The sequence below is a fragment of the Caproicibacterium argilliputei genome, assembly GCF_029211325.2.
Classification (GTDB): Bacteria; Bacillota; Clostridia; order Oscillospirales; family Acutalibacteraceae; genus Caproicibacterium; species Caproicibacterium argilliputei.
Window position 1 is genome coordinate 1,710,826 of sequence record NZ_CP135996.1, and the last position, 26,697, is coordinate 1,737,522.

General features: G+C 52.0%; 29 protein-coding genes. 3 read left to right on the top strand and 26 right to left on the bottom strand.

Annotated elements, in window-relative coordinates; genetic code table 11:
- Positions 1-12: 12 nt before the first annotated feature.
- From PXC00_RS08355 to PXC00_RS08385, 7 genes are all read right to left on the bottom strand, one after another.
- Complete coding sequence (locus PXC00_RS08355; protein WP_275843958.1) at positions 13-1,197, bottom strand: iron-containing alcohol dehydrogenase; 1,185 nt, start codon at positions 1,195-1,197, stop codon at positions 13-15.
- 81 nt (positions 1,198-1,278) lie between these two features.
- Entirely contained in the window at positions 1,279-2,691 is a 1,413-nt protein-coding gene (locus PXC00_RS08360; RefSeq protein ID WP_275843957.1) for an aminopeptidase, read from the bottom strand.
- Between the two features lie 14 nt (positions 2,692-2,705).
- Positions 2,706-3,362 carry a lytic transglycosylase domain-containing protein gene (locus tag PXC00_RS08365; protein ID WP_275843956.1) on the bottom strand — a complete coding sequence of 219 codons (657 nt, stop codon included), beginning with the start codon at positions 3,360-3,362 and terminating at the stop codon, positions 2,706-2,708.
- The gene (gene coaE / locus PXC00_RS08370) at positions 3,359-3,958 is read right to left on the bottom strand and encodes a dephospho-CoA kinase (protein ID WP_316934911.1); all 600 of its coding nucleotides are present in this window, start codon (positions 3,956-3,958) and stop codon (positions 3,359-3,361) included. Before coaE ends, PXC00_RS08365 begins: the two co-directional genes overlap by 4 nt.
- A complete protein-coding gene (locus PXC00_RS08375; RefSeq protein ID WP_275843954.1) occupies positions 3,951-4,970 on the bottom strand; it encodes an L-threonylcarbamoyladenylate synthase in 1,020 nt (339 codons plus the stop codon). Before PXC00_RS08375 ends, coaE begins: the two co-directional genes overlap by 8 nt.
- Before the next feature lie 38 nt (positions 4,971-5,008).
- The gene (prfA, locus tag PXC00_RS08380; protein WP_275843953.1) at positions 5,009-6,094 is read right to left on the bottom strand and encodes a peptide chain release factor 1; all 1,086 of its coding nucleotides are present in this window, start codon (positions 6,092-6,094) and stop codon (positions 5,009-5,011) included.
- Between the two features lie 6 nt (positions 6,095-6,100).
- Positions 6,101-6,325, bottom strand: coding sequence for a DUF951 domain-containing protein (locus PXC00_RS08385; protein ID WP_275843952.1), 225 nt, complete (start codon positions 6,323-6,325; stop codon positions 6,101-6,103).
- A 161-nt stretch (positions 6,326-6,486) separates the two neighbouring features.
- Between PXC00_RS08385 and PXC00_RS08390 the strand changes: the two genes are divergently transcribed.
- Entirely contained in the window at positions 6,487-7,281 is a 795-nt protein-coding gene (locus PXC00_RS08390) for a biotin--[acetyl-CoA-carboxylase] ligase (protein WP_275843951.1), read from the top strand.
- A gap of 58 nt (positions 7,282-7,339) precedes the next feature.
- On the opposite strand, the gene PXC00_RS08395 is transcribed toward PXC00_RS08390, so the two are convergent.
- Positions 7,340-8,161 carry a mechanosensitive ion channel family protein gene (locus tag PXC00_RS08395; RefSeq protein WP_275843950.1) on the bottom strand — a complete coding sequence of 274 codons (822 nt, stop codon included), beginning with the start codon at positions 8,159-8,161 and terminating at the stop codon, positions 7,340-7,342.
- Positions 8,162-8,171: 10 nt separating this feature from the next.
- Positions 8,172-9,389 (bottom strand): class I SAM-dependent rRNA methyltransferase, encoded by a 1,218-nt coding sequence (locus PXC00_RS08400; protein ID WP_275843949.1) that lies wholly within the window; start codon positions 9,387-9,389, stop codon positions 8,172-8,174.
- Between the two features lie 246 nt (positions 9,390-9,635).
- Here PXC00_RS08400 and PXC00_RS08405 point away from each other — a divergent pair, with 246 nt between their 5' ends.
- Entirely contained in the window at positions 9,636-10,253 is a 618-nt protein-coding gene (locus tag PXC00_RS08405) for an RICIN domain-containing protein (protein WP_275843948.1), read from the top strand.
- Positions 10,254-10,358: 105 nt separating this feature from the next.
- Positions 10,359-10,550 carry a hypothetical protein gene (locus tag PXC00_RS08410; protein WP_275843947.1) on the top strand — a complete coding sequence of 64 codons (192 nt, stop codon included), beginning with the start codon at positions 10,359-10,361 and terminating at the stop codon, positions 10,548-10,550.
- A 47-nt stretch (positions 10,551-10,597) separates the two neighbouring features.
- Here the strand turns inward: PXC00_RS08410 and PXC00_RS08415 are convergent, their stop codons facing one another.
- The 17 genes from PXC00_RS08415 to PXC00_RS08495 form a co-directional block, all read right to left on the bottom strand.
- The gene (locus tag PXC00_RS08415; protein WP_316934912.1) at positions 10,598-12,865 is read right to left on the bottom strand and encodes a phosphodiester glycosidase family protein; all 2,268 of its coding nucleotides are present in this window, start codon (positions 12,863-12,865) and stop codon (positions 10,598-10,600) included.
- 182 nt (positions 12,866-13,047) lie between these two features.
- Positions 13,048-13,800 (bottom strand): lytic transglycosylase domain-containing protein, encoded by a 753-nt coding sequence (locus PXC00_RS08420; protein WP_275843945.1) that lies wholly within the window; start codon positions 13,798-13,800, stop codon positions 13,048-13,050.
- A gap of 58 nt (positions 13,801-13,858) precedes the next feature.
- Positions 13,859-14,347: a chemotaxis protein CheD gene (locus PXC00_RS08425; RefSeq protein ID WP_275843944.1), complete on the bottom strand. Its 489-nt coding sequence runs from the start codon at positions 14,345-14,347 to the stop codon at positions 13,859-13,861.
- On the bottom strand, positions 14,344-14,967 hold the full coding sequence (locus PXC00_RS08430; protein WP_275843943.1) for a chemotaxis protein CheC: 624 nt from the start codon (positions 14,965-14,967) through the stop codon (positions 14,344-14,346). The genes PXC00_RS08425 and PXC00_RS08430 overlap by 4 nt, the downstream gene beginning before the upstream one ends.
- Positions 14,968-15,012: 45 nt before the next feature.
- Positions 15,013-15,738, bottom strand: a complete 726-nt coding sequence (locus PXC00_RS08435) for a flagellar hook-basal body protein (RefSeq protein WP_275843942.1) — start codon at positions 15,736-15,738, stop codon at positions 15,013-15,015.
- An 11-nt stretch (positions 15,739-15,749) separates the two neighbouring features.
- Complete coding sequence (locus PXC00_RS08440; protein ID WP_275843941.1) at positions 15,750-16,505, bottom strand: flagellar hook-basal body protein; 756 nt, start codon at positions 16,503-16,505, stop codon at positions 15,750-15,752.
- Positions 16,499-17,305 (bottom strand): sigma-70 family RNA polymerase sigma factor, encoded by an 807-nt coding sequence (locus PXC00_RS08445; protein WP_275843940.1) that lies wholly within the window; start codon positions 17,303-17,305, stop codon positions 16,499-16,501. The genes PXC00_RS08440 and PXC00_RS08445 overlap by 7 nt, the downstream gene beginning before the upstream one ends.
- 20 nt (positions 17,306-17,325) lie before the next feature.
- Complete coding sequence (flhA, locus tag PXC00_RS08450; RefSeq protein WP_275843939.1) at positions 17,326-19,395, bottom strand: flagellar biosynthesis protein FlhA; 2,070 nt, start codon at positions 19,393-19,395, stop codon at positions 17,326-17,328.
- Entirely contained in the window at positions 19,392-20,468 is a 1,077-nt protein-coding gene (gene flhB / locus PXC00_RS08455) for a flagellar biosynthesis protein FlhB (RefSeq protein WP_275843938.1), read from the bottom strand. The genes flhA and flhB overlap by 4 nt, the downstream gene beginning before the upstream one ends.
- 27 nt (positions 20,469-20,495) lie before the next feature.
- A complete protein-coding gene (gene fliR / locus PXC00_RS08460) occupies positions 20,496-21,281 on the bottom strand; it encodes a flagellar biosynthetic protein FliR (RefSeq protein ID WP_275843937.1) in 786 nt (261 codons plus the stop codon).
- Positions 21,282-21,291: 10 nt separating this feature from the next.
- A complete protein-coding gene (locus PXC00_RS08465; protein WP_275843936.1) occupies positions 21,292-21,555 on the bottom strand; it encodes a flagellar biosynthetic protein FliQ in 264 nt (87 codons plus the stop codon).
- Between the two features lie 30 nt (positions 21,556-21,585).
- Positions 21,586-22,416: a flagellar type III secretion system pore protein FliP gene (gene fliP, locus PXC00_RS08470; RefSeq protein ID WP_275843935.1), complete on the bottom strand. Its 831-nt coding sequence runs from the start codon at positions 22,414-22,416 to the stop codon at positions 21,586-21,588.
- On the bottom strand, positions 22,413-22,811 hold the full coding sequence (gene fliO, locus PXC00_RS08475) for a flagellar biosynthetic protein FliO (RefSeq protein WP_275843934.1): 399 nt from the start codon (positions 22,809-22,811) through the stop codon (positions 22,413-22,415). Before fliO ends, fliP begins: the two co-directional genes overlap by 4 nt.
- Before the next feature lie 27 nt (positions 22,812-22,838).
- Complete coding sequence (locus PXC00_RS08480) at positions 22,839-23,201, bottom strand: response regulator (RefSeq protein WP_275843933.1); 363 nt, start codon at positions 23,199-23,201, stop codon at positions 22,839-22,841.
- Positions 23,202-23,250: 49 nt separating this feature from the next.
- Positions 23,251-24,705, bottom strand: coding sequence for a flagellar motor switch protein FliN (fliN, locus tag PXC00_RS08485; protein WP_316934913.1), 1,455 nt, complete (start codon positions 24,703-24,705; stop codon positions 23,251-23,253).
- Between the two features lie 15 nt (positions 24,706-24,720).
- Positions 24,721-25,716 (bottom strand): flagellar motor switch protein FliM, encoded by a 996-nt coding sequence (fliM, locus tag PXC00_RS08490; RefSeq protein WP_275843931.1) that lies wholly within the window; start codon positions 25,714-25,716, stop codon positions 24,721-24,723.
- A 41-nt stretch (positions 25,717-25,757) separates the two neighbouring features.
- The gene (locus tag PXC00_RS08495) at positions 25,758-26,660 is read right to left on the bottom strand and encodes an OmpA/MotB family protein (protein ID WP_275843930.1); all 903 of its coding nucleotides are present in this window, start codon (positions 26,658-26,660) and stop codon (positions 25,758-25,760) included.
- Positions 26,661-26,697: the final 37 nt, after the last annotated feature.

The window sequence follows — 26,697 nt, forward strand, 5'->3', positions numbered from 1 at the left end:
TTTCTATGTATTTCAGTAATTGGCGTTTTGATAAATGCGGTATGCCGCGGGAATATCCAGCTTGCAGAAAGTTCCGACGGTGCGTGCACCATCGTACATACAGTTGGAAGCAAGCTTATGCAGCACGTCATCCGGCTGGATGCCAACGCCGCGCAACTCCGAAAAGCACGTCGGCATATCCAATGAGCGAAAGAAGCGAACGGTCAGCATAATGCCCGACTTGGCCTTTTCTGCGGTATCACCGCCAGAAACCCCCCAGACCTTTTCCGCGTAGCGCGCAAAGCGCTCCGGTGCACTCGGCATCACATAATTCGCCCAGGAGTCCCAAACTGCCGAAAGGCTGGCACCATGCGCAACGTCAAACATCGCACTGAGCTCATGCCCAAGCTGGTGCACGGAAAAATCCTTTTCATTGCCTAAGCCGGTCAGATTGTTGTGCGAAATGCTGCCGCACCACATCAATTCGCTCATCGCATCATAATTGGTCTGGTCGCAGTGCGCCACCCGCCCGTTGCGGATAATCACACGCATGACCGCCTCTGCAAGTTCGTCTGTAAGCTGGTTATTGCGGTCGATGGTGAAGTAGCGATCCAGTGTATGCATCAGCATATCGGTAATCCCGCAAGAAAGCTGAAAGCGCGGCAGCGTGTAGGTAAGCTCCGGATTCAGAACCGCGAACCGCGGCCGGTTGAAATCCGTGTTGAGGCCGCGCTTGCGCTTGCTTTCCTCATCAGTTAAAACCGCGGAATCACTGCTTTCGCTGCCGGCGGCTGGAATGGTCAAAACCACACCCACCGGATAAGCGCCGGTCACCGGTTCTTTGCGTGTCCAAAAATCCCAAATATCCTTTCCAGGATGGGCAAGACCGATTGCTACAGCTTTGGCAGTGTCGATGACGCTGCCGCCGCCGACTGCCAGAACAAAATCGGCGCTGAATGCCTGCGCACACGCACAAGCCTCGCGCGCAAAGGAAAGGCGCGGATTGGGATGCACCCCGCCCATTTTTTTGAAAGCAAGGCCGCCCCGCTGCAGAACCGAACCAATGCGGTCAATCAGCCCGCTGCGCTCCGCGCTGCCGCCGCCGTAAAGAATCAAAACCCTGCTGCCGCCGTATTTCTTAATTTCTTCCGCTGTTTTCAGTTCCGCATCTTTACCGAAAACCATTTCTGTAGGACATTGATACACGAAACTCTGCATTCGCCAATACCTCTTTTCAACACAAAGAACGGGCCTTACCGGCCTTTGGGGATGCAGACCGGCTGCCCGCTGTTTCTAAAATTATTCTGCTTCAAAGAACACTTTTACGCCCTGATAGGTCATGTATTCATCCAGCTTGCTGACCACTTCAAACGGTGCATGCATGGACAGCACCGGCACACCGACATCAATAACGTCGACGTTCATACCGGCAATATACATTGCAACGGTTCCGCCGCCGCCGCCATCCACCTTACCCAGCTCGCCAATTTGCCAAAGCACTTCATTTTCATCAAACAGGCGGCGAATCTCGCAGACAAACTCTGCACAGGCGTCGCTGGTATCATATTTGCCGCGCGCACCGGTGTACTTAGAAAGACCAACGCCATTGTTCAGATAGGTGGAGTTGTTCGCTTCGTAAGCATCCGGATAGTTCGGGTCAAATGCCGCTGTAACGTCGGCAGACAGGCAGCGGGACTTTGCCAGCACATGGCGGACTTTCAGCCCCTCTGCATCCGCAAGGTCTTCGATAAAGTCGTGCAGGAAATTGGAGTCCAGGCCGGTGTTGCCCACACTGCCGATTTCCTCACGGTCTGCCAGCACAGTAATAGCCGTACGCTTCGGCGTTTTGGTCTTAACCGCAGCCATCAGCTCCGCATAAGCGCAGGAGCGGTCATCCTGCCCGTATGCGCCGACCAGCGCGCGGTCAAACCCGATGTCGCAGGGATGGAACGCAGGTGTAAAGGCAATGTCCGCAGAAACGAAGTCCTCTTCGGTAATGCCGTACTGCTCGTTGAGCAGCTTCATAACATTGAGCTTAAACAGGCGCTCGCCGTCTTCATCACGCACGGGGCGGCTGCCAACCAGAACATTCAGCTTTTCTCCCTCAATGGCTTTGCCCAGAGTTTTCTGGGACTGCTCCGCAGAAAGGTGCGGGAGCAGGTCGCTGATGGTGAACATCGGGTCGCCCGGCTCTTCGCCCAAACGCAGATCCACATAACTGCCGTCCTTACGGCAGATACGACCATGCATTGCCAGCGGGATGGTGGTCCACTGGTATTTTTTAATACCGCCGTAATAATGGGTTTTGAGATGCGCCAGGTCGTTCTGCTCAAACAGCGGATGGGGCTTTAAGTCCAGACGCGGGCAGTCGATGTGCGCCGCCGCAATGTGCACGCCGTTTTTGCAGCCTTCTGTGCCGATTACCGCCAGAATCAGGGATTTTCCGCGGTTGTTGTAATACACCTTGCTGCCTGCCTGATACTGCTTGTCCGCCTCGAACGGCACAAAGCCCGCGTCCTGCACAATTTTCAGCGCGGTGTTCACTGCTTCCCGCTCGGTTTTCGCATTCTCAAGAAAGTCCTTGTATCCCTCGCAGAAAGCATCCGCTTTCTTGACTTTGGAATCGCTGACTGAGAAGAATCCGTTCTTCCGGTCAATTAAAAGCTTTTTTGCAAGCTCTTTGGTATCCGGTTTTTCCGACTTTTTCGCCATAGTGAGTCCTCCATTCATTTTGCTGACGATGTACTGTCTTGCCCGTATAATGTTTTATACTGTGTATAATTCGCCGCGACCTTCCGGGTATATGTACGGGTTTCCGCAAAGGGAATCTTCTGCAGGGTTTTGCCATCTGAAGAGTATTCCTTGTTTTTCAGCCATCCCCGAACGTTGCCCATGCCTGCGTTGTAAGCAGCAAGCGCCGTGTTCTGATTTGGAAACATTTCCAGCAGAATCGAAAGGTACTTGCACCCAAAGCGGATGTTGGTCTTGGGATCATACAGGTCATCTGTAGTATACTGCCTTTTATCACTTTTGTCCATGGTGCCGATCAGCCACGAAAAGGTATCCGGCATAATCTGCATCAAGCCAATGGCACCGGCCTGTGAAACGCAGTTGGGGTCAAACCCGCTTTCCTGCTTGATGACCGCATAAACCAGAGCCGGCTCCACATGAAACTCTTTGCTTTCCAGTTCCACATACTCCGAATACGTGCGCGGATAGGACGCATACTCCAACTGCTGCCCGGACTTCTGGACAGACAGTGTGCAGACATACACAATCAGCGACACAACAACAACAACCGCCATGACTGCCAGGGTTCGGTTGCGAATCACAATATTGCGGCGTGTTCTCGCCCACGCTTTGTCAGATACTTTGCTGCTCATAAACACTCTCCCAGCCATATCCGCAGCTGCCTTTCGGCATGTGCGGGCACTTCTGCAGGCGGCAGGGTTCCATCCAGAATCCAGTCCGCGTGCGACCGGAAAAACGCCTCTCCGAACTGTGACGCCATCCGGCGAACCGCCTCTTCTCTGCTGATTTTGTCCCGCTGCAGAATCCGTGCCAGCCGCAGGGGCTCTGGCGCCAGCACAGCGGCAACAGTCGTGCATACGGTTTCCAGTCCGCCTTCATAAAGCTGCGGTGCGTCGATAATCACTGCGCGGGACTTTCTCTCTGCTGCGTGCAGCTCCGACAAAATGGCCGCACGAATGGCAGGATGCGTCGCCGCGTTCAGCTTCTGAACCGACTGTGCATCCGCAAAGGCGCGTGTGGCAAGCAGCCTGCGGTTCAGCACGCCGTCCCGATAAATCTCCGCGCCAAAAGCCTGCTCAAGCGCCTGCCTGACCTGCGGCTGCTCCACTGCCCGGCGGGCCAGCCGGTCACAGTCAATGACGGTGCAGTGCAAAGCACGGAACGCTGCCGACCAAGTGGATTTTCCCGCGCCCGTAGGCCCTGTCAGGCCTATCACCGGGCTACGCAAGGGCAAGTACCTCAAATCCGGCGGCACGCATCAGGCGGTTGTATACTGCCAATCCCACGCCCTTCGGCTCTGGACAGCGAGCATAAACCGTCTGCGCACCGCGTGCGTCAAACTCACGCAGCGCGTCAAACAGCTCGTGCGCCATGGCCGCATCGTCCGAACTGCTGCCATAACAAATCGCCGGCACCTCCAGATGGGCATCATCCCCATTATAGCACAGCGCCATCACGCCGGAGCCTTTGTGCGCATTGACATATGCCGCGTACTGCGCATCTGTTCCCTGCAGGATAATGACATCTGCCTTGGGGGAATAATGCTTGTACTTCATGCCCGGAGAGGCGGCGCGCACGCCCTCTTTCAGCGGGTGCAGCACCGCATCGTCCATCTCCACAGTGCCCAGCACTGCGCGCAGCTGCTCCAGCGTAATGCCGCCGGGACGCAGCAGCCGCGGCGTGGGTGTGGCAAGCGTAATCACCGTGCTTTCCACACCCACGCCGCAGGGACCGCCATCCAAAACCGCCTCGATTTTTCCGCGCAGGTCGTGCAGAACGTGCTGCGCAGTTGTGGGGCTTGGTCTGCCAGATGTATTGGCAGACGGCGCCGCCAGCGGCAGACCGCTTTCCGCAATGATTCGCTGCGCCGCCGGGTGAGACGGAAAACGAACGGCCACGGTTGGCAGCCCTGCGCTCACCTCATTCGGAATACAAGGGGCTTTGGGCAAAATCATGGTCAGCGGGCCGGGCCAGAATGCCTTTGCCAGTTTTTTCGCCGCCTCTGGCACTTCCGTAACCAAATCGTAAATCTGCTCGAACTTCGCAATATGCACAATCAAGGGGTTATCTGCCGGGCGGCCTTTTGCCGCAAAAATTTTCGCGGCGGCTTTGCCGTCCAACGCATTTGCCGCAAGCCCGTAAACGGTTTCTGTCGGGATGCCGACCAAGCCGCCCTGCCGCAGAATCTGCGCAGCGCGTGCAAATCCCTTATCATCGGTCTTTAAGGATTCTGTCTGCATCAATTTCCCTCCTTCAAAATAAAAAACCGGATTTGCCTTTACGCACCGGCGCGCCCTTCCATGGAATCTTCCAACTGACTGGAGCGCTCAGCGGAAATTAAGGGGTCAACGACCTCATCCAACGCGCCATTCAGGATATCCTCCAGCCTATAAAGCGTCAATCCGATGCGATGGTCCGTCACGCGGCTCTGCGGATAGTTATATGTGCGAATCCGCTCGCTGCGGTCGCCGGTGCCCACCTGGCTGCGACGCTCGGAAGCGATGGCATCATCATGCCGCCGCTGCTCAATGTCCAGCAGCCGGCTGCGCAACACCCGCAAGGCTTTGTCCTTGTTTTTAAACTGGCTGCGCTCATCCTGACACTCCACCACCAAGCCGGATGGCAAGTGCGTAATGCGAATGGCGGAACTGGTTTTGTTAATGTGCTGACCGCCGGCGCCGCTGGAACGAAACGTGTCAATCTGCAAATCCTTCGGGTCAATCTGGACATCCACCTCGTCTGCCTCCGGCAAAACCGCAACTGTGGCAGTAGAAGTGTGAATACGGCCCTGCGCCTCTGTTTCCGGAACGCGCTGCACACGGTGCACACCGCTTTCATACTTCAGGCGCGACCATGCCCCCTGCCCTGAAACCATAAAGCTGATTTCCTTATAGCCGCCCAGTTCTGTCTCATTCGCATTCAGAATCTCTGTATTCCAACCGCGCATCTGCGCATACATCACATACATCCGGTACAGGACAGCGGAAAAAAGCGCGGCTTCTTCCCCACCGGCACCGCCGCGGATTTCCACGATGACATTTTTATCATCATTCGGGTCTTTCGGCAACAGCAGGATTTTGATTTCCTCGGTCAGTTTTTCCAAAGCCTTGTCTGCTTCCTTCAGCTGCTGCGCTGCCAGTTCATGCAAGTCACGGCTGCCGCTGTCAGCCAGCAATTCCTGGGCTTCGGCGTGATCTGCCTGTGCCTTTTGGTACTGACGGTAATGCACAACAATCGGCTCCAAGCCGCTGTATTCTTTCATCAAGTCCGTATATAAACGCTGGTCGGCGGTTACAGACGGATCGCACAGCCGGACACTCAATTCTTCAAACCGTTTCTCAAAAACCACAAGATTTTCAAACATTCCGTATTACAACTCCTTTCGGGGCGGCGGCGTTCCGTCTGCGGCGCCGGAGGCGGAGCGAGTAATCCGCCGGATATTCTTTTCACACTTTCGCCGCGGCAGCATGATCTCCCTGCCGCAGGAAGTACAGCGGATTTTAAAATCCATGCCCGCGCGCAGAACCAGAAACGTACTACCGCCGCACGGATGCGGTTTCTTCATCAGCAGAATATCACCCGGGCGAACGTCCATACTCCCGCTCCTTTCGTAATACACATATGATATTAGTATAACATTCCTGCCGACCGGAAACAATATCCTTTCCCGATTTTCTCGCCATTCCCGGCTGACGCCTTGAATATTTTTCCCTTTTTGTGTAATATGGACAACAGAAAGCAAAAGGAGTGATACATATGCAGAACACAGAAGCCCTGTCGCCAACGGAAATTCTGCAGACACTTTCCACCCGCACGCTGGGAAAAAGGCTGTACTGTCTACCGGAAACAGACTCAACCAACGAGGAAGTCAAGCGTCTGGCCAGACGCGGCGCACCAGACGGCACTGTGGTGACCGCAGAGCGACAAACTGGCGGCAAGGGGAGACTGGGTCGCGCATGGCACAGCCCGGCAGATGGCGGTTTGTACTTTACCGTGTTGCTCCGGGAAGCACACCTGCCGCAGCATCTGACAAACCTAACACTGCTCAGCGGGCTTGCGGTCTGCACAACACTGCGGGAACTTTATGGGATAGACGCACGCATTAAATGGCCCAACGACATTGTGGTTGGTGCTCGCAAACTCTGCGGCATTCTCGCCGAAACAGACTTTGCAAATGGAAAAGCTGCATGGGCGGCTGTTGGCATTGGCGTAAACGTCAACAATCCTTCGTTCCCGGAAAGCATTGCGTTCCGCGCCACTTCTCTGCTTTTAGAAACAAAAAAGCAGCAAAGTCGCGCGGCAGTTCTGCAGCGAATTTTGGAGCATCTGGAGCCGCTTCTGGAAGTCGGCACACTGCCCCCGACTTATGCGCAGCTTTGTGTTTCTCTTGGCAAGCCCGTCAGCTTTACATATGACCGGCATTTTCTAAAAGGGAAAGCAAAGGGCATTACACCGGACGGTTTGTTGCTGATAGAGCTGCCGAATGGCCGTACAGTGACCGTTGGCTCCGGTGAAGTGGTCGTGCAGGGTATTTACGCGCAAACGGTATAAAAAAGTCTGTATAAACGGGGGTTCTCCTCTGTACAGGCTTTTCCCTTGTCACCATTTTTCAGCTGACAAGGGATTTATCCGTATGCACATCAAGCTGCGGAAACGGGATGTGGTAACCATTTGCGTCGAAAGCCAATTTTACGGATTCCTGCATTTCGTAATAAAGATCCCAGTACGCCTCTGTTTGACACCACATCCGCACGGTCAAAACCACGGCGCTGTCTGCCTGCGCTTTCACGGCAATCAATGGCGCCGGCTGCTGCTGCACCTTACTGTTCTGCTCGGCAAGCTTTTGCAGCAAGGCTTTTGCACCCTGCAGGTCATCGCTGTAAGCAATGCTGAAGTCCATATCCAGCCGCCGCTTTTCCTGCGCGGTGTAATTGGTGATGACGCTGTCTGCCAACTTGGAATTTGGAAACACGACTTCTTTATTATCAAACGTCCGCAAAGAGGTAAACATCAATTCAACGCGTTCCACTGTTCCCTCCACATCCTCTGCGGCGATATAATCCCCAATGCGGAACGGCTTGGTAAACAGCATCTGAATCCCGCAGGCGATGTTTGCCATGTTCTCCTTAAGCGCCAGACTGATGCCCAACCCCACGGCGCTGAATGCGCCCACAATCACATTCGTGTCCAATCCCAAAGCGGAAAGTGCCATGATAATAGCAATAATTTTAATCAGAATCGCCGCGCCTGACGCAAGAAACGCAATCACACCGACGTCTCGGTCTGCTTTTTCCAGTGCCTTTTCGCAAAGCCGGTGCCCCAATTTGCTGAGTGCCCAGCCAACAACCAATATGACTGCGGCCGCTAGCAGTCTGGGGAGGAAGTCTCCCACTGCCGTCAAAAATTGTTCCCCTGTTTTGATGATGTTCATACGCCTCCTTTTATACAATCTGAAACAAGTAAAACTTCAGATAGTCCGTTTCCGGCACATTCCAAAGAATCGGGTGATCCGGTGCCTGCTGGCGTGCCTCAATCTGCCGCAGGGAAACCTGCGCGTCTGCCGCCGCAGCGTGCAGCATTTTGCAGAACAGCGGTTCCGGCATGAAGTGCGAACACGAACAGGTCGCCAGATATCCACCGCGCGGCAGCGACTTCATCGCGCGCAGGTTGATTTCCTTATACCCGCGCGCCGCACGCTCCACGGTTCGGCGGCTTTTGGTAAATGCCGGCGGGTCCAGAATAATAAAATCATACTGACCCGGCTGCAGGGTCGGCAACAGGTCAAACACATTGGCCTGCTCGCAGTCGACCAATCTCTCAAAGCCGTTGCGGTGAATATTGGCACGCGTCATAGCAATCGCTTCTTCGCTGATGTCTACCGCGTGCACATGCTGTGCGCCGCCTTTGGCGGCGTTCAGTGCAAAAGAGCCTGTGTGCGTAAAGCAATCCAGCACATTTTTTCCTGCCGCCAGCCGCGCAACCGCCTGTCGGTTGTACTTTTGGTCCAGAAAGAAACCTGTTTTCTGTCCATTTTCAAAATCCACAAGATAGCGGATTCCGTTTTCCGTAATTTCTGTCTGCGTGCTTTTCGGCTGCGCAATGCCCGGCAGAGGATAGAAGCCTTTCCCCTGCTGCAAGCCTTCCAGTTCGCGTATGGCCACATCATTCCGCTCATAGATGCCGTCAATGCGCTGCCCGTCCTGTGTCAGCACGCGATACAGTATCTCAAACAGCATAGGCTTAATTTTTTCAAATCCCAAAGACAGTGTCTGCACAACCAGAATGCTGCCAAAACGATCAACGGTCAAGCCGGGAAACTGATCCGCCTCCCCGAAAATGACGCGACAGCAGTCCGTATCTTTTCCCATGACGGTTTTGCGATACTCCCACGCATAGCGAATGCGGCGCTCAAAAAATGCTTCGTCAAAGCGGTCATTCGTGTTTCTGGAAAGCAGCCGCACACGGATTTTGCTGTGGCTGTTGTAAAATCCGGTGCCCAAATACCGTCCTTTGACAGAAAGCACATCCGTCAGCGCGCCGTCCTCCGGCGCTTCTCCAAGCGGCTGTACCTCTGCGTCAAACACCCACGGATGACCGCTGACAATTGATGTTTCCGCTTTCTTTGTGACTGTGACCTGCCTGTAACCCCTGTCTTTCATCTTTTCCTCCGCTGCGCTTTGCTGCAGCCGCCAATATTTTTTCGTTCTTATCATAACGAATTTTCCGCAAAAATGCAACAAAAAGCGGTCATCGGTTACCAACATTTTCCATATAGTTACCATGTTTTCGTTCATGCATTGACAATCCTTTTGGCAATGCTATAATTAAATAAAAATAAGATTTTGCAAGAAATGAATTTAGGTGATTCTATCGATTTTCATTTCATGAGAGGAGTGTTCGCTGCTATGACCGGAAGAAAAAATGCCACCCAAAAATTTGCTTCCAACGGAAAATGCTATCAAATTCTTTCCCGCCAAAGCGGAAAAGCGATTGGTGTGGACGAAGACGGTACTTTGCTGATCATGTGCACGCCTGACCCAAGCGCGCTGTCACAAAGCTGGAAATTGGAAACCGCCGAAGACGGCTTCTGCCGGATTTTCAACACAGCCTCCGGCAAAGCAGTCGATGTCATCAACGGCGGCACCGGGAACGGTGCCTGGCTGCACCAGTGGCCCCCCTGCGATGCGGACTCGCAGCTCTGGAAGCTAGAGCCGGCTTCTTCCCGCGGGTGCTATCGCTTCCTTTCAAAAGCAAGCGGCAAATGCATGGATATCGTGGATATTTCCAGTGAAGAGGGCGCCCATCTGCAAATCTGGGACAGTCTTGACGGCGAAAATCAAGAATGGAAGCTGGTTGCAATCACTGACGGCGCAGAAGCGCCGAAAGCAACTGCTCCGAAACGCCGACGTAGCTCCACGCGCAGAAACACGAGGCAAACCACCGCACCCGCAAAAGCAAACCGTGCTCTGAAACAGCCTGCCGCAGAATCCACCGCAACGCTCAAACCAGAAAAAACAGAATAACAGGTAAAACGGCTTCTGCGATGCAGGAGCCGTTTTCTGGATTGCAGGATTTACCTTCCATAACTTTCTGCCAAACGGAAAGAATACTTTCTGAGGTGAAGGTACATGGAAATACCCCAGCAAAGTTATCGGGATTTGTTCACGTTAATGCGCGAGGAACCAGAAGCTAAAAATTTTTATGCCCAGCTGCCACCAGAAACACAAGAAGAAATGCGCTCCCATGCATTTCGTGTAAACTCTCTCGACCATATGCGTGCCTGTGCGGACGCCTTCGTCCGGCGGGAAGAACAGGACTGAACCCAACAAAGCAGCCGGTGCGTGAAAATTTCGCACACCGGCTGCTGTTATTTATTTGAAGCAGACTGTTGCATGGTGAAGTATGCGGTTTTTGTGCACCAGTTTCCTGCTTTGTCCTGAATGCTGAAATCCAGGCGGTGACGGCCAGTTGCAAATCCCTTTCCACTGACGTAAACCGTTCCGTTTTCATCCCAGCTGTAACCGGACGACTGCGTATAACTGACACCATCAATGAGCACTTTTGCACTGCTCCAGTTTATGCCGGAACTGCCGACATCGTGGCAGTGAATTTCAATCTCCGCCTGATACCCGGTATACGTCTGCCCATCTGCACTGATGGAATCAACCAGTGGCACAGAAACATCCGCGGTCTTCCGGTTATACGTAAATTGAACGTCATCTACCACCAAATAGCCCTTGCGGCAGGCAGAAGCACTGGACGCCACCAGGCTGATGGAGCCGCTGCGCAGGGAAAACGGTCCTTTAGCGCTCTGCGGAATCGGCATTTCGATGTACTTCCAGCCATTCCAGTTCACGACGCCCGGCATGGAAATGTACACTTTCTGTCCTCGGCTGTTGTACACGCAACCCCACAAAGAATCCCCCTTGCAGGCGTTGCCATACACCCACATTCCCAAAGCAGTCGCATTGCCGGTACTGCTGCGGGCGCAGCGGGGACCAAAATTCACAGCAAGATTGCCGCTTTCCTTCGCCTTGCGGAAATCAAAGCTGACACGCATGGCGTATTTTCCGCTGTGTACCGGCGAGGTCATGGTGCCGTTGTTGACAGCCAGATCTTTATAATTGCCGGCAACCGCCCATTTCTCCGCAACGGTACGGTCACTGGTCAGCCATTCGCAGCTTTCCATGACTTCCGGCTGACCGACCGAAACGTGCACGCGCACACTTTGGCTGGTGCCATTCAGGCGAACGGTCACGTCACCTTCGGCAGGCGCCATTGCCGCATGGAAGACCCCGTTTGCATCCACACTGCCAAGGCCTGCGGGTACCGAATACGTGAGGTTTGCCAGATTGATTCCGACCGGACTGCCGCCGCTGTAAGCCGTGATGCCGAAATCCGCAGTCGCGCCCGGCTGCAGGCGGACACTGGTCACTTTCTGCTTTAAGCTGTCCGGCTGTACCACTCGGACGGTTTTAGAACCAACAGACTGTCCGTTCCAGTTGAGATGTGCTTCTACGGTTCCCTCGGCAGCACCTGCGGTGACGGTGCCGCGGGAATTGATGATTCCATCGGACTCAGTTGTAACAGACCAACTGAGTCCGGAAGAAGCCAGGTCAGAAGGACGGCCGTCCGCACTGCGTCCGGTTGCGGAAAACTGAATCAAACTGCCCGGCGCATACGCTTCATATGCCGTTTTTAAGTCAGCAGAAGCCATCTCACCGCCCTGTGGCGCACCAACGATAAACAGCCAGGAATTTGCTACGGCACGTTCTGTACCGTCAGAAGGGCGGTTCTGTATCTGCAGCGTGGAACTATCAGAAGTCTTTGTCAGGCAGGTTGCGGAACCGCCGCCATCCATATTGCCAGCCCAAACCGCGCCAAGGTCGCGCATTGCCACGGCAATGCCGTCCAGAGAAAGGCCGCTGGAATACGGAGCCTGCCGCCCGTCAACCGTCAGGAAAAAGACCGTATTGTCCGACCGAACACCGACTGCCACACGCGGCGCCAGGATGGTGCTGTGGTCTGTGTTAACAACCGTGCTGTTGTTCACCAAAACGCTGTGAATGCCCATTGCCTGCCAAATATCGGCTTTGTTGTTTTCGTACACGGTCCGGTCGCCGTAAATCGGCGTACCATCCCGTTTCATGCCAAAGAACTTCCACCAGGTGCGAATCGGTGCGTACGGATGAATTTCCTTGCCGTTTTTTACAACAACGCCCCAGGGATCTCCATTTTTCATATTATACATATCGCTGTTAATCGCGGCGACAACCTGCTTGCCTTCCTCTGAAACGGCTTTGGCCTGATTGCGCACCGTTGACAGCCCAATTTTTTCGCTGTCCTGTGGCGTGCCTGCCACCAGAGATACACGCGGATCACCTGCTTTAAAACTGAGCATATAGCACGTATTCCGGTGCTTGTCTGTACCAACATATGAAAACTTGGTTTCGGTAAGACCCGCAGTGACCTCACGATTTGTCACGCTCTCGACCTTTGACGCAAGAGAAAGCGTATAACCATTTACCGAACCGCCGGCGGCATAAACCGGAACCCCTGCAAGCGGCTGAACGAACACCGCCGTAACCAACAAAATTGGCAGCAGGATTTTTTTCATTCTCTGTTGAAAACGCATCTTCTCATCCTCTCTCACAGCTTCTATATGCTGTGGTCAGCAGTCATTTTCTTTCTATCCGTATCAGTGTATCATACTTTCCACGAAATGACAACAGAAGTTCCATTTCTCATTTATCTCTTAAAAAATCCCTGCCCCTTTTGGAAAAGGAACAAGGAACTTTTCGAAATTTCTAACCTGTATCAATACCAACGGCTGTTTTCCGAACTACTGGAGTCGCTGGAGCTCCACCCATTTTTCAGCGCGTTAATCAGCAGTCCTACAAACATCTGATAGTCCTGATAAGTAAAATCGTTTGTGCTGTCTGCAGCCGAGGAGGAAGCGCTGCTTAAAAGCCCGGCCAGCCCGGAGGTGTCCAAGCCAGTGGTGGCAGAGGCAGACGAAGCGGACGCTGTTTGAGAAGCAGAGGATGTCTCTGGTACCGTCAAATTCTGCCCCATGTAGCCTAAAACTTTTTTGACGTAATTCTGTGTTTCTGCGAACGGCGGAATGCCGCCATACTTTTCCACATTGCCGCAACCGGCATTATACCCCGCCAGCGCAAGCTTCACATCGCCGTTGTAGCGCTTCAAATCGGAAGCCAGCTCCCGCGCACCGCCCATGATGTTCTGCTCCGGATCAAAAATGTCCGTAATGCCATATTCTTTTGCAGTTTCCGGCATCAGCTGCATAATGCCGGAAGCACCAGCTGAAGAGACACAGTCTGTCTGAAAGTCTGACTCTGTCTTGGCAACGGCTTTTAAAAGATTTTCCGAAACTCCATATTTTTGCGCGGCCTTTTGAAACAGCGACTCCAACGAATTGGGCGCGGAAACCGATGAGTCGGAAAGCGACTGGTTCAGCGCACTTTGAAACGTCTGCTGAACAGACGAATCACTATTCGCAGATGAAGTTTGCGAAGCCAGCAGCGTTCTCGGATCAAAATAAATCTCCATCCCGAGACTCCTCCTTTGACAGTTTGTTCGTTTCTGTTTTAAAAATGCGAAAGAATCCCTACCAAACCCATTCGCCGCGGTTTACAGACTTAATCCGCATAGAACCATCTGCAGCTGAAAAATACAGCGTCCGGCCGTAATTTTTTCCCGTATCCTCCGCAAGAATCGGGATGCGCAACCGCAGCAGTTCCTGCTTGACCGCAACCACGTTCCGCTGCCCGATGTTGGCAAGTGAGGAGTTGTTGACACCGGAAAACATCTGCGCGCCGCCTGCAATTTTTGCCTTCATGCGGAATACATGCGCGCCCATTTTTTCCATGCGGTGCACCAGCAGCTCAATGGCAGTATCCGCAAACTTCATCGCCTGGCTTGCATTGGCAGACATCTGCACACTCGATGGCAGCATGATATGAGAAAGGCCGGCAATTTTCAGCGACGGATCATAAAGGCAAATCCCCACGCAGGAACCCAGTGCATAGGTAACCAGAACATCCGGCGCTTTTGTTACATTTAAATCGGAAATTCCGACGGTCACTACCTGACTCATTGATCCAGCCCCAAATTCTTCATGATCTTTTCGAGCGACTCCATATCCGGGATCATGAGAACCTGACTGGACGCATTCTGACCTTCCGCGTTAAATTCATCGTTGATAAAGATAATTTTATCGCTGATATTGGCATAGTGGATAGCCGGCACGCTGAGGATGGAGCCGGCCATGTCGATACAGATATCCGGCACAGAAATATTCATGCGAAGATCCGCGAGGGTAGAAATCGCATTCACATAGGAAGCCGCCATGATATTGCCGACCTCTTTCAAAGCAGAAAGCTCCATTTCACCCATATCACTAAAGCTGTTCAGTTCGCACCCTAAAAGGGTGTTTAGCAGCATATGGGCAAAATCCTTCTGCAGCAGAAAAATCATCATGCCTTGCACGTCATCCGTCATGGTGAAAAGCAGACTGACCAAGAGGTTTTCCGGCCCCCCAAGACTGTCTACAACGGTGTTGTAGTCCAAAATGCTGATTTTCGGAACCGCAATGTTAATGGGTTTTGCAAGCATCGCCGAAAGAGCCGACGCTGCGTTGCCTGAGCCTATGTTTCCAATTTCCTTCAGTACATCCAAATGCATATCATTTAGATCGTCCAAGTCACGAAATGCCATGATAAAATCCCTCTTTCTGAATGCCTGTCTTCACCCCAGCGGGAGCTATGACCGCAGATTATTGATCGTATCCTCTACTTCATTGTTGGCCTGCAGCACACGCGCACTCATCTGAAAGCCGCGCTGCGCCATAATCATATTGGTCATCTCGTCTTCCAGTGAGGTACCGGATTGCTCCAGATAACCGTTTTTCACCTGCACGTCAGCAGTAGCGGCAACCGCCTGACCGGAATTGGTGTTGGCAGCGTACAGATTGTCGGACAGTTGCGTGAGCGAACCCGGATTCTGAAACTGAAAAACGCCAATCTGCTTGGAAACATCCTCAAAGCGGCCCATCTGCACGTTTCGCGTCAGCGGGATTCGCCCCCCCTGCGCATTCAGTACAAAATGACCTTCCCCATCTGCCAGATAGAATTTTCCGGTACCGTCGTCCGCTGCCTGAAAGGAGCCGCAGCGGGTGTAAGCAGTTGTGCCGTTGTTGTCAACTGCAAAGAAACCATCTCCTGTAATCGCGTAGTCCAAATCCCCTTCGGTAGAGAGCAAAGACTGCTGCGTCATATCCATGCCGGTACTGACATTACGGGTGCCAGTGCCCTGCAAAGGCTCCTCAGTGCTGTTAACATACATTCGGTAATGCAGCAAATCCTCAAAAGAAGTCGTTGTCGGCTTATAACCGGTGGTGCCGCTGTTAGCGATGTTGTTGCCGACAACATTCATTTCATTTTGAAAGGCGACCAGACCGGAGGCGCCTTCATAGAATCCGATATTCATGCTTCAGCCTCCTATAAGCTTGCAATCTGCGAGGCGGATTTCTGATTGACGGCATCGTAAATCTGCAGAGCGGAACTGCAGGACTGCAGGGACGTCTGAGCCTCCATCATCATGGAAACTTCCCGGTTTAAATCGACATTGGAAGACTCCAGGGACTTCTGGCGAAGCGACACACCGGCGCCTGCCGCACCGGTCTGCGCATTTGCCGGTGCGGCAAACATCCCATTGGAATACTGCGTCAGTTCCGCGTCATCTGCCGGCGTGGTCAGCATGATGGTTCCGACCTGCTGTCCGGAGCTGTTGAGAACTGTGCCGCCGGACAGCACCGTGAAGTTGGTGTCTCCCACATGAATCGGCTGACCATCTGTTCCCAGAACATGGCCGTAATCCGGCAGTTCCAGATATCCGCTGCTGTCCACATCAAAGCCGCCATTGCGTGTGATGTACTTTTTTCCGTCGCTTCCCGCAATGGTAAAGTAGCCGTTTCCGTCAATGGCCACGTCCATGTTTCGGTCAGTCTGCTTAATGTTGTCCACATTAAAGCGCGTGGTTTGGTTTTTGACAATCGTAGCCGGACTTGCATAACCAATTTCAGACGATGTGCCGTTTTCCAAACGTGAATACAGTTCCTGGTCAAAAGGAACCGCCGTAACGCGCTGCGTGCGGTACCCCGGTGTTTGTGCATTGACAATATTGTTGCCCTCTGTCTCCAGCTTCTTCTGCTGCGCCATCAGGCCGGAAGCAATGGTATAAAATCCGGTTAACATGACTTCGACTCCCTTTCGTTCAAATAATCAGAAAGTTTTCGGCTGAGCTTTGCAAGTCCCGAAGTCCTTGCACAGGAAGCGCGCTGCTGGCTGACACCCAGCACCTCGCCGATTTCCCGCAGATTCAGATTTTCATAATAGCAAAGGGTGATGACCTCTCTTTCACGCTTTGGCAGCTCGTCAATGGCTTGCTGCAACACACGGCAAAGTTCGTCATGCATGACCTGCGCTTCCGGCGAGGTGCCTTCGCTTTCTTCCGCGCTGCTGCGATTGATTAGCTGCGAAGCGTTTTCCAGCAAATCCTCAAAAGAATACATTTCCGCATTGGCAATTTCAGCAACGTAGCGGTCATAATCCTCGGGACGCATATCCAGCTTCCCACAAAGCTCCGCCTGTGTCGGTTCACGCCCCAATTCCGCTGTCAGCACTTCCTGCTCATGCAGAATAGTGCGGCGTGCGGCACGCACCCGATACGGCAGCCAACTCTGCTTGCGCATATAGCTCAGTACCGAACCACGCAAGCGTTTAAAAATGTAAGTATCGAAACTGGCTCCGCGTGAAGGGTCAAACTTATCGATGCAGTCAATCAGCGCCAAAACACCTTGATTGATGAAGTCCTCATACTGCATATTGGGGGGCAGAATAGACCGCATACTCATCACGGTTTTTTTCACAGAACCCAGATAATGCATAACCAGCTGATTGCGAATTTCCAAATCACCGGTCTGCTTGTACCGCCGCATCAGTTCCACAGGATCTGCCGCATCTGCATAAAGGTTTGCCTCTGCCAAATTGTTCATGTCTGCCCCCTCCTTTTGTGTTATTCCTGTTTGGGAATTTCAATGGTTCCCAGCGCCTGAATCTGTACGGACGGGTCAATTTCATTAAACGACAGCACCGTGATATTCGGGCAGAACTGGTCAACCAGCTTCTTGAAGTAAATCCGAACCACCGGCGAAGTCAGCACAATCGGCGTCTGCACCACTTTTCGGATTTCGTTGACCTTTTCCGTTGTGGAAGATGCAATCTGCTGAATCACGTCCGGCTCCAATGCCAGATAAGAGCCGCCGTCCATCTTTTTGACTGAACCCATAATCATGTTTTCCACACCTGCGTCCAGACTGATCACCTTGAGCTGACCTGCCTCTGCAAAACGATGTGTAATCACGCGGCGCAGCGACTGACGAACATACTCGGTAAGAATATCGGTATCTTTGATGGTTGCCGCGTAATCGGACATGGTTTCCAAAACAGTTTCCAAATCGCGCACCGGCACACCCTCGCGCAACAGATTCTTGAGGATTTTTTCCAAATCGCCAACCGATACAACTGCGGGAATCGTGTCGTCCACAATGGTGGGATTGACCTTTTTCAGGTTTTCGATCATATTCTTGACTTCCTGACGGTTCAGCAGTTCATCTGCATGAGAGCGAATCACTTCAGACAAGTGCGTGATAATGACCGAAGTCGGATCAATCAGAATGTAACCGGCCATCTCCGCCTTAATCTTCTGGTCACTGCTGACCCACTTGGCAGGCATACCGAACGCCGGTTCCACTGTGTCAATGCCATCGATATCGTCTTCCGGGCGGTCTGCCGGAACCAAAGCAAGGTAATGGTCAATCAACACTTCACCCTGTGCAACACTCTCGCCCTTAATCCGAATCTCGTACTGGTTTGGGTTCAGCTGACCGCTGTCCTGCAGGCGGACAAACGGAATCACCACGCCCATCTCATCCGCAAACTGCTTTCGGAACATGACCACACGGTCCACAAAGTTTCCGCCGCTCTTTTCATCCACCAACGGCAGCAAGCTGTAACCGAACTCCATGCCAATTGGATCCACGTTCAGCAGGTTGTACACATTGTCGAGGTTCCTGTAAAAATCGACATCGCTGGTAACTTCCTGCTGCACGGGTGGGCCTTCCACCGCAAGCTGTGGCATTGCCTGCTGGGCTTTCATCTTCTTGTTGATGGTGTAACCGCTCACAATCAGCAATGCAGCTAAAAGCAGAACCTGCACCACCGGGAACCCGATTAAGATAAGGAACAGCATGGCAATACCGGCAATGACCAATGACAATGGCTGCCGCGTAAACTGCTTGACCATATCTTCATTCAGGTTGGAGTCCGACGCGGTGCGTGTAACAACCATGCCAGTGGCAACGGAAATCAGCAGCGCCGGAATCTGCGACATTAGACCATCGCCAACTGTTGACTGCGAGTAAGTGGTCATAACAGACTGCAAGTCGCCGCCGCTCGACATCCCAATAATAACGCCGCCGACCAGATTAATGATCGTAATGACAATGGACATGGTGGCGTCGCCCTTAACAAACTTGGAGGCACCATCCATGGAACCGAAGAAATTCGCTTCGCGTTGAATTTTTTCGCGGCGCGTACGCGCCTGCTTTTCATCAATCAAGCCGGAACTCAAATCCGCGTCGATGGCCATCTGCTTGCCAGGCATTGCGTCCAGTGTGAAACGTGCGGAAACTTCAGCAACACGCTCCGAACCTTTCGTAATAACCATAAACTGCACCAGAACAATAATGAAGAAAACAACCAGGCCAACTGCCAGATTTCCGCGAATAACGAAAGAGCCAAAGGTTTTAACCACCTCGCCGGCATAACCTGAATTTGACAGGATGGAGCGGGTGGAGGAAACATTCAGTCCCAAACGGAACAGCGTCGTAATCAGCAATAAAGAAGGAAACACGGAAAACTCCAGCGGTTCCTTAATATACATGGTTGTCAGCAAGATAACAAGGGAAAGCGCAAGGTTTGTAATAAACAGAAAGTCCAGCATCTGCGGTGGCAGCGGAACAATCAGGAGAAACACAATCAATATTACAAAGATAGCTACAACGTTGTGAAAGATCTTCTTCATCTATTTAAGTCCTTTTTCTTGAGTTTGTAGACGAAGGCCAAAACCTCTGCCACTGTTTTGTAATACTTTTCCGGGATCTCTTGGTCAAGATCCACTGCTGCGTACAGGCCGCGGGCAAGCGGCACATTTTCGGTAATATAAACGCCGTTTTCCTCGGCGACCTTGACAATGCGGAGCGCCAGGGAATCCAGACCTTTCGCCACAACAACCGGCGCGCTCGCTTTCTTCGGGTCATACCGAATTGCCACGGCAACGTGGGTCGGGTTACGGATAACCACATCGGCATTCGGCACGTTTTGCATCATGCGCTTGCGTGACATGGCTTGCTGCCGGTCTTTGATGGCGCCCTTTACTTGTGGGTCGCCTTCAGTTTCCTTGTACTCCTCTTTGACTTCCTGCTTGGTCATGCGCAGCTTCTTGTTGTAATCCCACCACTGAAAAAGATAATCAAACGCTGCAAGTGCCACAAACAAAACGGAAATCTGCATGGCCATGCTGAAAGAAGTGTCGCAAATGTCGGCGAAGGCCGCCCCGACCTGCATATCAATCATGCGCGGCAGCTGACCTGCCCAACCGCTCAGCACATTCCACGCAACCACGCTCAGCAGAAGAATCTTCAGAATGGATTTGACCAGTTCCATAATACCGCGCATGGAAAACAAATTGCGAATGCCGTTAAGCGGACTCATACGATTTGCCTTAAAGGCAAAGCTTTTGGAGGAAAACAGAAACTTGGTCTGCGCAAGTGTCAGCACCACTGCCGCCAAAGAGCAGCCCAGCGCAACCGGTAAAACGCCGATTGCAAAGGTGATGCAGCCTTTGATAAACAACTTTGATACATCTTCCGGCGAAACGCTTTCCATCGTCGCGGTCAGTTGGATAAAGTCCCGTACAGAATACTGTATCTGCCCGAAAATGGTGGAACCCAATGCACGCAGTACCACAAAGGAAACCAACATTGTCGCAACGGTGACCAGCTCCTGACTCAGAAAGACATTGCCCTTTTTTCGTTCGTCTGTCTTTCGTTTTGGAGTTGCCTGTTCGGTTTTTTCACCGCTGCTGTTTTGTGCCACATCACCACTTCCTTCGCTGCCAAATGTTCAGCCGGTGCCGGTTGACACCCGCAACGTGTACAGAGCCTGTTCCATCGCCTTCAGCATCATGTCCGAATAGTTGGAGATAAATCCACCAATTGGGCTGGCAAACAGAAACAGCAGTGCCAGACCAAGCAGCACTTTGAGCTGCATACTGACTACAAAAACATTGATTTGCGGTATCAGCTTCATCAAAATGCCCATTGCCACTTCCAGCAAAAGGTCTGCCGCCATAAACGGCATAGCAAGCTGCATGGCAAGGGAAAAGGTATTGACAAACAGGCTGAGCAGGAAAGAACCCGCATTCTGAAAATGCGCCATCTGACCAATCGGAATAATTTCATACGATGAAGTAAAAATGCGGATCATGACCAAGTGGCTATTTGTTGCAAAAAAATACAGGACAAACAGCACGTCAAGCACTTTCCCAGACAAAGACATTTGGATATTGGTGCCCGGGTCAAAGATTTTTGCCATGGCAAGCCCGAACGTTAAATCCATCACATCGCCGACAAACATCAGCAGGTAGTAAAAAATCTGAAAAATAAAGCCACACAGAACGCCCGCCGTCATTTCCTTGCCAATGGCAAGCACCAGGCCGAAATCTGTTATGCTTGTCGGTGCGGTTTTCATCACCGTCGGCGCAACGATGGCTGTCAGCAGAAGCGCAAACCCCACGCGCAGCCGCGACGGCACGCTTTTGCTCATCAGCAAGGGGTTAAACACCACCATTCCGCACATCCGGCAGAAAACCAGCAGATAAGCAAGCACCGTCTGCATTTGGATTGTCATATGCGCCCACCTACAACTGTATAATCATCTGACAGATACTTTGGAACAAGTCATTCATGACCGCAATCATCCAGGAACCAAGCATCAGCATCATGAACGCCGTCACAATGATTTTCGGAACGAAGGTGATGGTTTGCTCGTGAATCTGCGTAGCAGCCTGAAAAATAGCAACAATCAGCCCCAGCGCAATGCTCACAACCAGAAAGGGAACCGACAGTTTGAGCATGGTCATAATGGCTTCTCGAAAAATGGTCAGAACCTGATCGGTCGTCATCGGCTTGTCCTCCCTCCTCAGTTCATCCGGCTAACGGAAACTTTTGATCAGCGAATCGAAGATCAGTCCCCAGCCGTCCACAACGACAAACAGCATCAATTTGAAGGGCAGGGATATCATAGACGGCGGCAGCATGACCATGCCCATCGACATCAGTACGCTGGACACCACCATGTCGATAATCATAAACGGAATGAAAAGCAGGAAGCCGATGGTAAACGCACGCTTCAGTTCGCTTGTGACAAATGCTGGCATAATCACGCGAAAGCCCAGACCCAGCAGTTCGTTCGGCTCCACTTTTTTGATTTCCCGCTTCTGTCCGGACAAATCCAGAAACATATTGAGTTCCTTGACGCCCGTTTGCTTCAGCATGAAAACCTTAAGCGGCTTTTTGGCATTTTCCAGCGCCTGAGACTGCGTGATTTTTCCCGCCGTGTAAGGCTCCACTGCTTTGGTATTGACCTCGGAAAGCGTCGGTGCCATGACAAACAGCGTCAGCGCAAGCGCAATGCCGATCAAAACCTGATTCGGCGGTGTTGTCTGCAGACCCAATGCATTGCGCAGCAGAGAAAGTACAATGATGATACGCGTAAAGCTGGTCATCATCAAAAGCATGGTCGGAGCCAGTGCAATCGCCGCAAACAGAATCAGCACCTGCAAAGGTCCCATCGAATTTCCCTGATCCGTTCCGCTGTCCATACTGATGTTGAATTTTGCCGCATACGCACCGGCAGAAAACAAGAAACACACCAAAAGCACAAATATACCCAACGCGCAGAAGAACCGAATCAGACTGCGCTTCAACTCCTTCTTGGATTGTGCCGGAGCGGCTGCCTGCGCCGGAGACGGAAGTCTGGTCATTGTCCGTCCCCCTTTTTCCCTGTCTTACCGGGAAAAGAAACTCCCCAGGTCTGCAGGGATTTTTTAAGTACATCGGAAAATTGTCCCGCCTTCCCGTCCGGCTCATGTGGGCTGTCATCCGGATAAAGTCCAGCATCCAGTTCCCGAAGCAAGGTGATTTGCTGCTGCGCCGCACCCAGAAGAAAGACCTGCCCGTTCACTTTGACAATCAGTAGTGCGCTGTCAGCACCAAGCGGAAGTCGCTCCAAAACCTTCATGCTGGGGGAGGCTCCGCCAAACCTTCCGCCATAATGCTTTCCCATCAGTTTGGCACACCAGCCCGCCCCGATAAAAATTAAAATGACCAGCGCAATCGTGCCCAAAGCGGAAAAGACGTTATTCACTGTATCAGGCAACCGTACCTACCCCCCTGCATACCCTCATCAAAGCGGCAGAACTTTGTTCACAGTCTGCACAATGCGGTCTTCTTTAAACGGCTTGACAATGAAGTCAATAGCCCCCAGCGTAATAGCATCCATGACCATGGATTCCTGCCCCATGGCAGAGCACATAATCACCTTTGCATTTGCATCATTCTTCTTGATTTCCCGCAGTGCGTCAATGCCGTTCATATTCGGCATGGTGATATCCATGATAACCAGATCTGGCTTTTCCTGCTGATACAGTTCCACCGCGCGCTGACCGTCTTCTCCCTCGACAAAATCGGTGTAACCGGCTTTTTTGAGGTAATTTTTGATCATCATCCGCATGAAACCCGCGTCATCTACAAGCATAATCTTATACATGGTGATTCTCCTTTTTCCATTTCAATGAAATTTCTCTGAATAGTCTGAATTATAAATTACTTAAGGAATCCATCAGATCCTTGGTACCGACAATTTCTGTAATCCGCACGCCGAAGTTGTCGCCGATTACGACCACATCGCCGTGGGCAAGCAGCTGCCCGTTTACAATGATATCCACGGGCGCGCCGGCCTGCTTTTCCAGCTCAATGACGGTGCCCTGGCCAAAATCAGCGATTTCTTTAATGGGTCGTCTGGTCTTTCCGATTTCCACGGAAACCTCCAGCGGCACATTCATCAACATTCCCATATTGACACTGTTAAGGGAAGTGACATTGTTTTCCTGCTGGGAAAAGTCCGGGAATTTTGCTTTCTTAACATTCACGGACGGGTTCTGCACCGCACCGCCGGCCGGCCCCGCAAACGCGGGATTCTGCTGCGGCATCATCATCGGCTGCTGCGGATAATAATAGCCCTGCTGGGGCATCATCGGCATCCCCATCTGCTGCGGCATCATGGGCTGCTGCATTTGCTGGGGCATCATCGGCATCTGTTGCTGTGCGGGCGGCTGCATCATCGGCGACTGCGGTGCTGCAGGCTGCGGTGCGGGCGGCTGCATCATCGGCGACTGCGGTGCTGCAGGCTGCGGTGCGGTCGGCTGCATCATCGGCGGCTGCGGTGCTGCAGGCTGTGGTGCGGGCGGCTGCATCATCGGCGACTGCGGTGCTGCAGGCTGCGGTGCTGCAGGCTGCGGTGCTGCAGGCTGCGGTGCTGCAGGCTGTGGTGCTGCAGGCTGTGGTGCTGCAGGCTGCGGTGCTGCTTTAGGCTCTGCTTCAATGGGTGCCGGTTCTTCCTTCGGCTCCTCTTTAGATGGAGCCATCAAAATATCGATAATCTCCTTCGCAAAGCTGGACGGCAGAACACTCATAAAGCTGCTGTTCATCACGCCATTGATGGTCAAATTAAAAGAAATTCCGACCGTATCCTCAACGGTATCGCTGCCAAAAACCACCTCATTGATGCTTTGCCCCGCTTCGGAAACAAATGCATCCGGCGTTGAAATATTTACAGAGCGATTAAAGACTTCTGACAGTGCCGTCGCCGCCGCACCCATCATCTGGTTGGAAACCTCGCAGGCAGCGCTCATACTCAATTCATCAAATTCAAAGTCAGCGTTTTCGTCTGGCACTTCATCATTGCCCATTAGCAAATTTAAAATAATCTGCATATCCCGGCGGCGAAACACCATGATATTGGTTCCGAAAACACCCTCAACAAATTTAATGCGCACCACCATCGCTGGTTCCAAATCCGCATAATCTTCATCGTGAATTGGCTTCACATTCATTTTTGGTGTTGTAATCACGACCTGGCGATCCAGCATGGAGGACAGGGAAGTTGCCGCCGACCCCATACTGATATTCATAACCTCGCCGATCGCATCCAACTCATCCGTGGTAAACTGTACTTCCTCGTTCGGATGATTGGAATCTTGGTTATTGCTCACAATTTATCCCTCACTTTACACAGCCACTACGTCAATCAGCTTGACAGACTTTTTCAGCTTGGTTACGCCAAGTTTCGCGTTGTACCACGGCTCACCGTCAACCATAACGCAAATATCACTGTTAATATTTTTGTTTAAAGCAATGACATCCTGCACCTGCAGCTGCAAAATATCGCCCAAAGACATTTGAAAAGTGTCCAGAACCGCTTTGATCTCAATGTCAGAACGCTTGATGGAATTCATAATCATCTCGCGCTTTTCCTGCTCTTTTTCGGGATCCTGCTGTTTCACAGAGCGCGAATAGCGGTTTTTAAAGCTGTCAACCACTTCTTCCAGACTTTCTGCAGGCAGGCAGATAGTAATGGTGCCTGTGTAGTTGTCCATCTTGACATTAAGCGCAACAATCACAACAACATCCTGCGGCGAAAACGCCTGCAGCAGGCGGGCGTTGGTTTCCAAGCTGGTCAGCGTAGTGGCCACCGGAACATACGAACACCACGACTCCTGCAAATACTTAGTGACCTGCTGAAAAATGCTGTTAAGCAGGGTCAGCTCGATTTCCGTAAAATCCCGGTCGGGCACATAAACCGCGCCGCTGTGGCTTGCCCCACCGAGCATCCGCTCAATAAAAAGATACCCTAAGCTTGTCGACATGTCAAGAAGAATGGAAGTTTCTTCATAGTTCTGGTCTTCGGGCTTAAAGTCTAATATTCCGGTCAGAGAACTGTCCGGCAGCGCGTTGTTGAACTCAAAATAGCGCTCCTCTTCAATCTGCAGTACCTCCACTTCGCACACGTCGCGCAGCATGCTGGTAAAGTACGAAGACAGCACACGCGCAAAGTTATCATGCAGACCATTGAGGGATTTTAGCTGCTCTTTGGTGAATTTTTTCGGACTACTGAAGTCGTATTCTTTCAGCTTCGGTTTCTTTTCCACTTCCGTGTCCACAGAGCCGGAATGCATCCGCTTCATCAATTCATCAATCTGATTTTGTGACAGATTTTCTGGCATATATTCGATCACTCCTTTATGCCGCCAAGCAGCAAATAGATTCAGTCCTTATAGGGAGAAGTTGCCGACTGTGCAGACGTTGCGGAAGAAGCTGCCTTAGAAGTGGTCTTTTTTTCCGCCGAAGAAGTGGTAGTGGAACCACCCTCTGTAGTGGGGTACTTTTTTGCGTCATAGGTGCCCGCTAAAACCGCATCGGCCGCTTTCAAGTTTGCTTCTGTGCCATAAATCTTCATTTCTACACGCCGGTTTTTAATTCTGCCAGCTTCTGTGCTGTTGGTGGCCACCGGCCGGGTATTGCCGTAGCCGATTGACACAAACAAGGAGTCTTTAATTCCCTTGCCGTCATTCAGATAAGTGACCACACTTGCGGCGCGCTCACCAGAAAGTTTCCAGTCGTTGATCGGATAATTCGGGTCACCGGTATCTGCCGTGTAGCCTTCCACCTGAATCCGTTGAATCTTCTGCTCCATGTTTTTCAGACCTTTTCCCAAAAAGCCAAGCGTCTGCTGCGCTTCCCGTGTCAGAGTCGCATCATCCGGACGGAACATCATGGCGTTGCTGAACTTAATATAAACAATTCCCACGCCGGTTTTGGAAACGGAGATGTCCGCCTGCCGTTTATTCGTTTTTACATAATTGTTTATGTAGTCGTAAAGCGCATCCATGCTGTCCGGAAGGTCATTTGCCGAAGTGCTGGATTTTAAGTATCCCGTGTTGGAATTGGTACTGGAAGCATTCGAAGAATCCATCACAACAATCTGCGGCGAGTCTGGGCTGTCGCCGCGAATGGCGCGTGCCACTTCCTGAAATTTTTCCTCATTGACACTGGAAAGGCTGTACATGACAATGAAAAACGTCAGCAGCAGTGTCACCATATCGGAATAGGTATTCAGCCAAGAGCCGGCGGAATCCTCTTCGCCGCCGCCTCTGCTTCTTCTGCTCATGCTGCCGCCTCCCTTCTGCTGTTCCCTGCAATTTTTT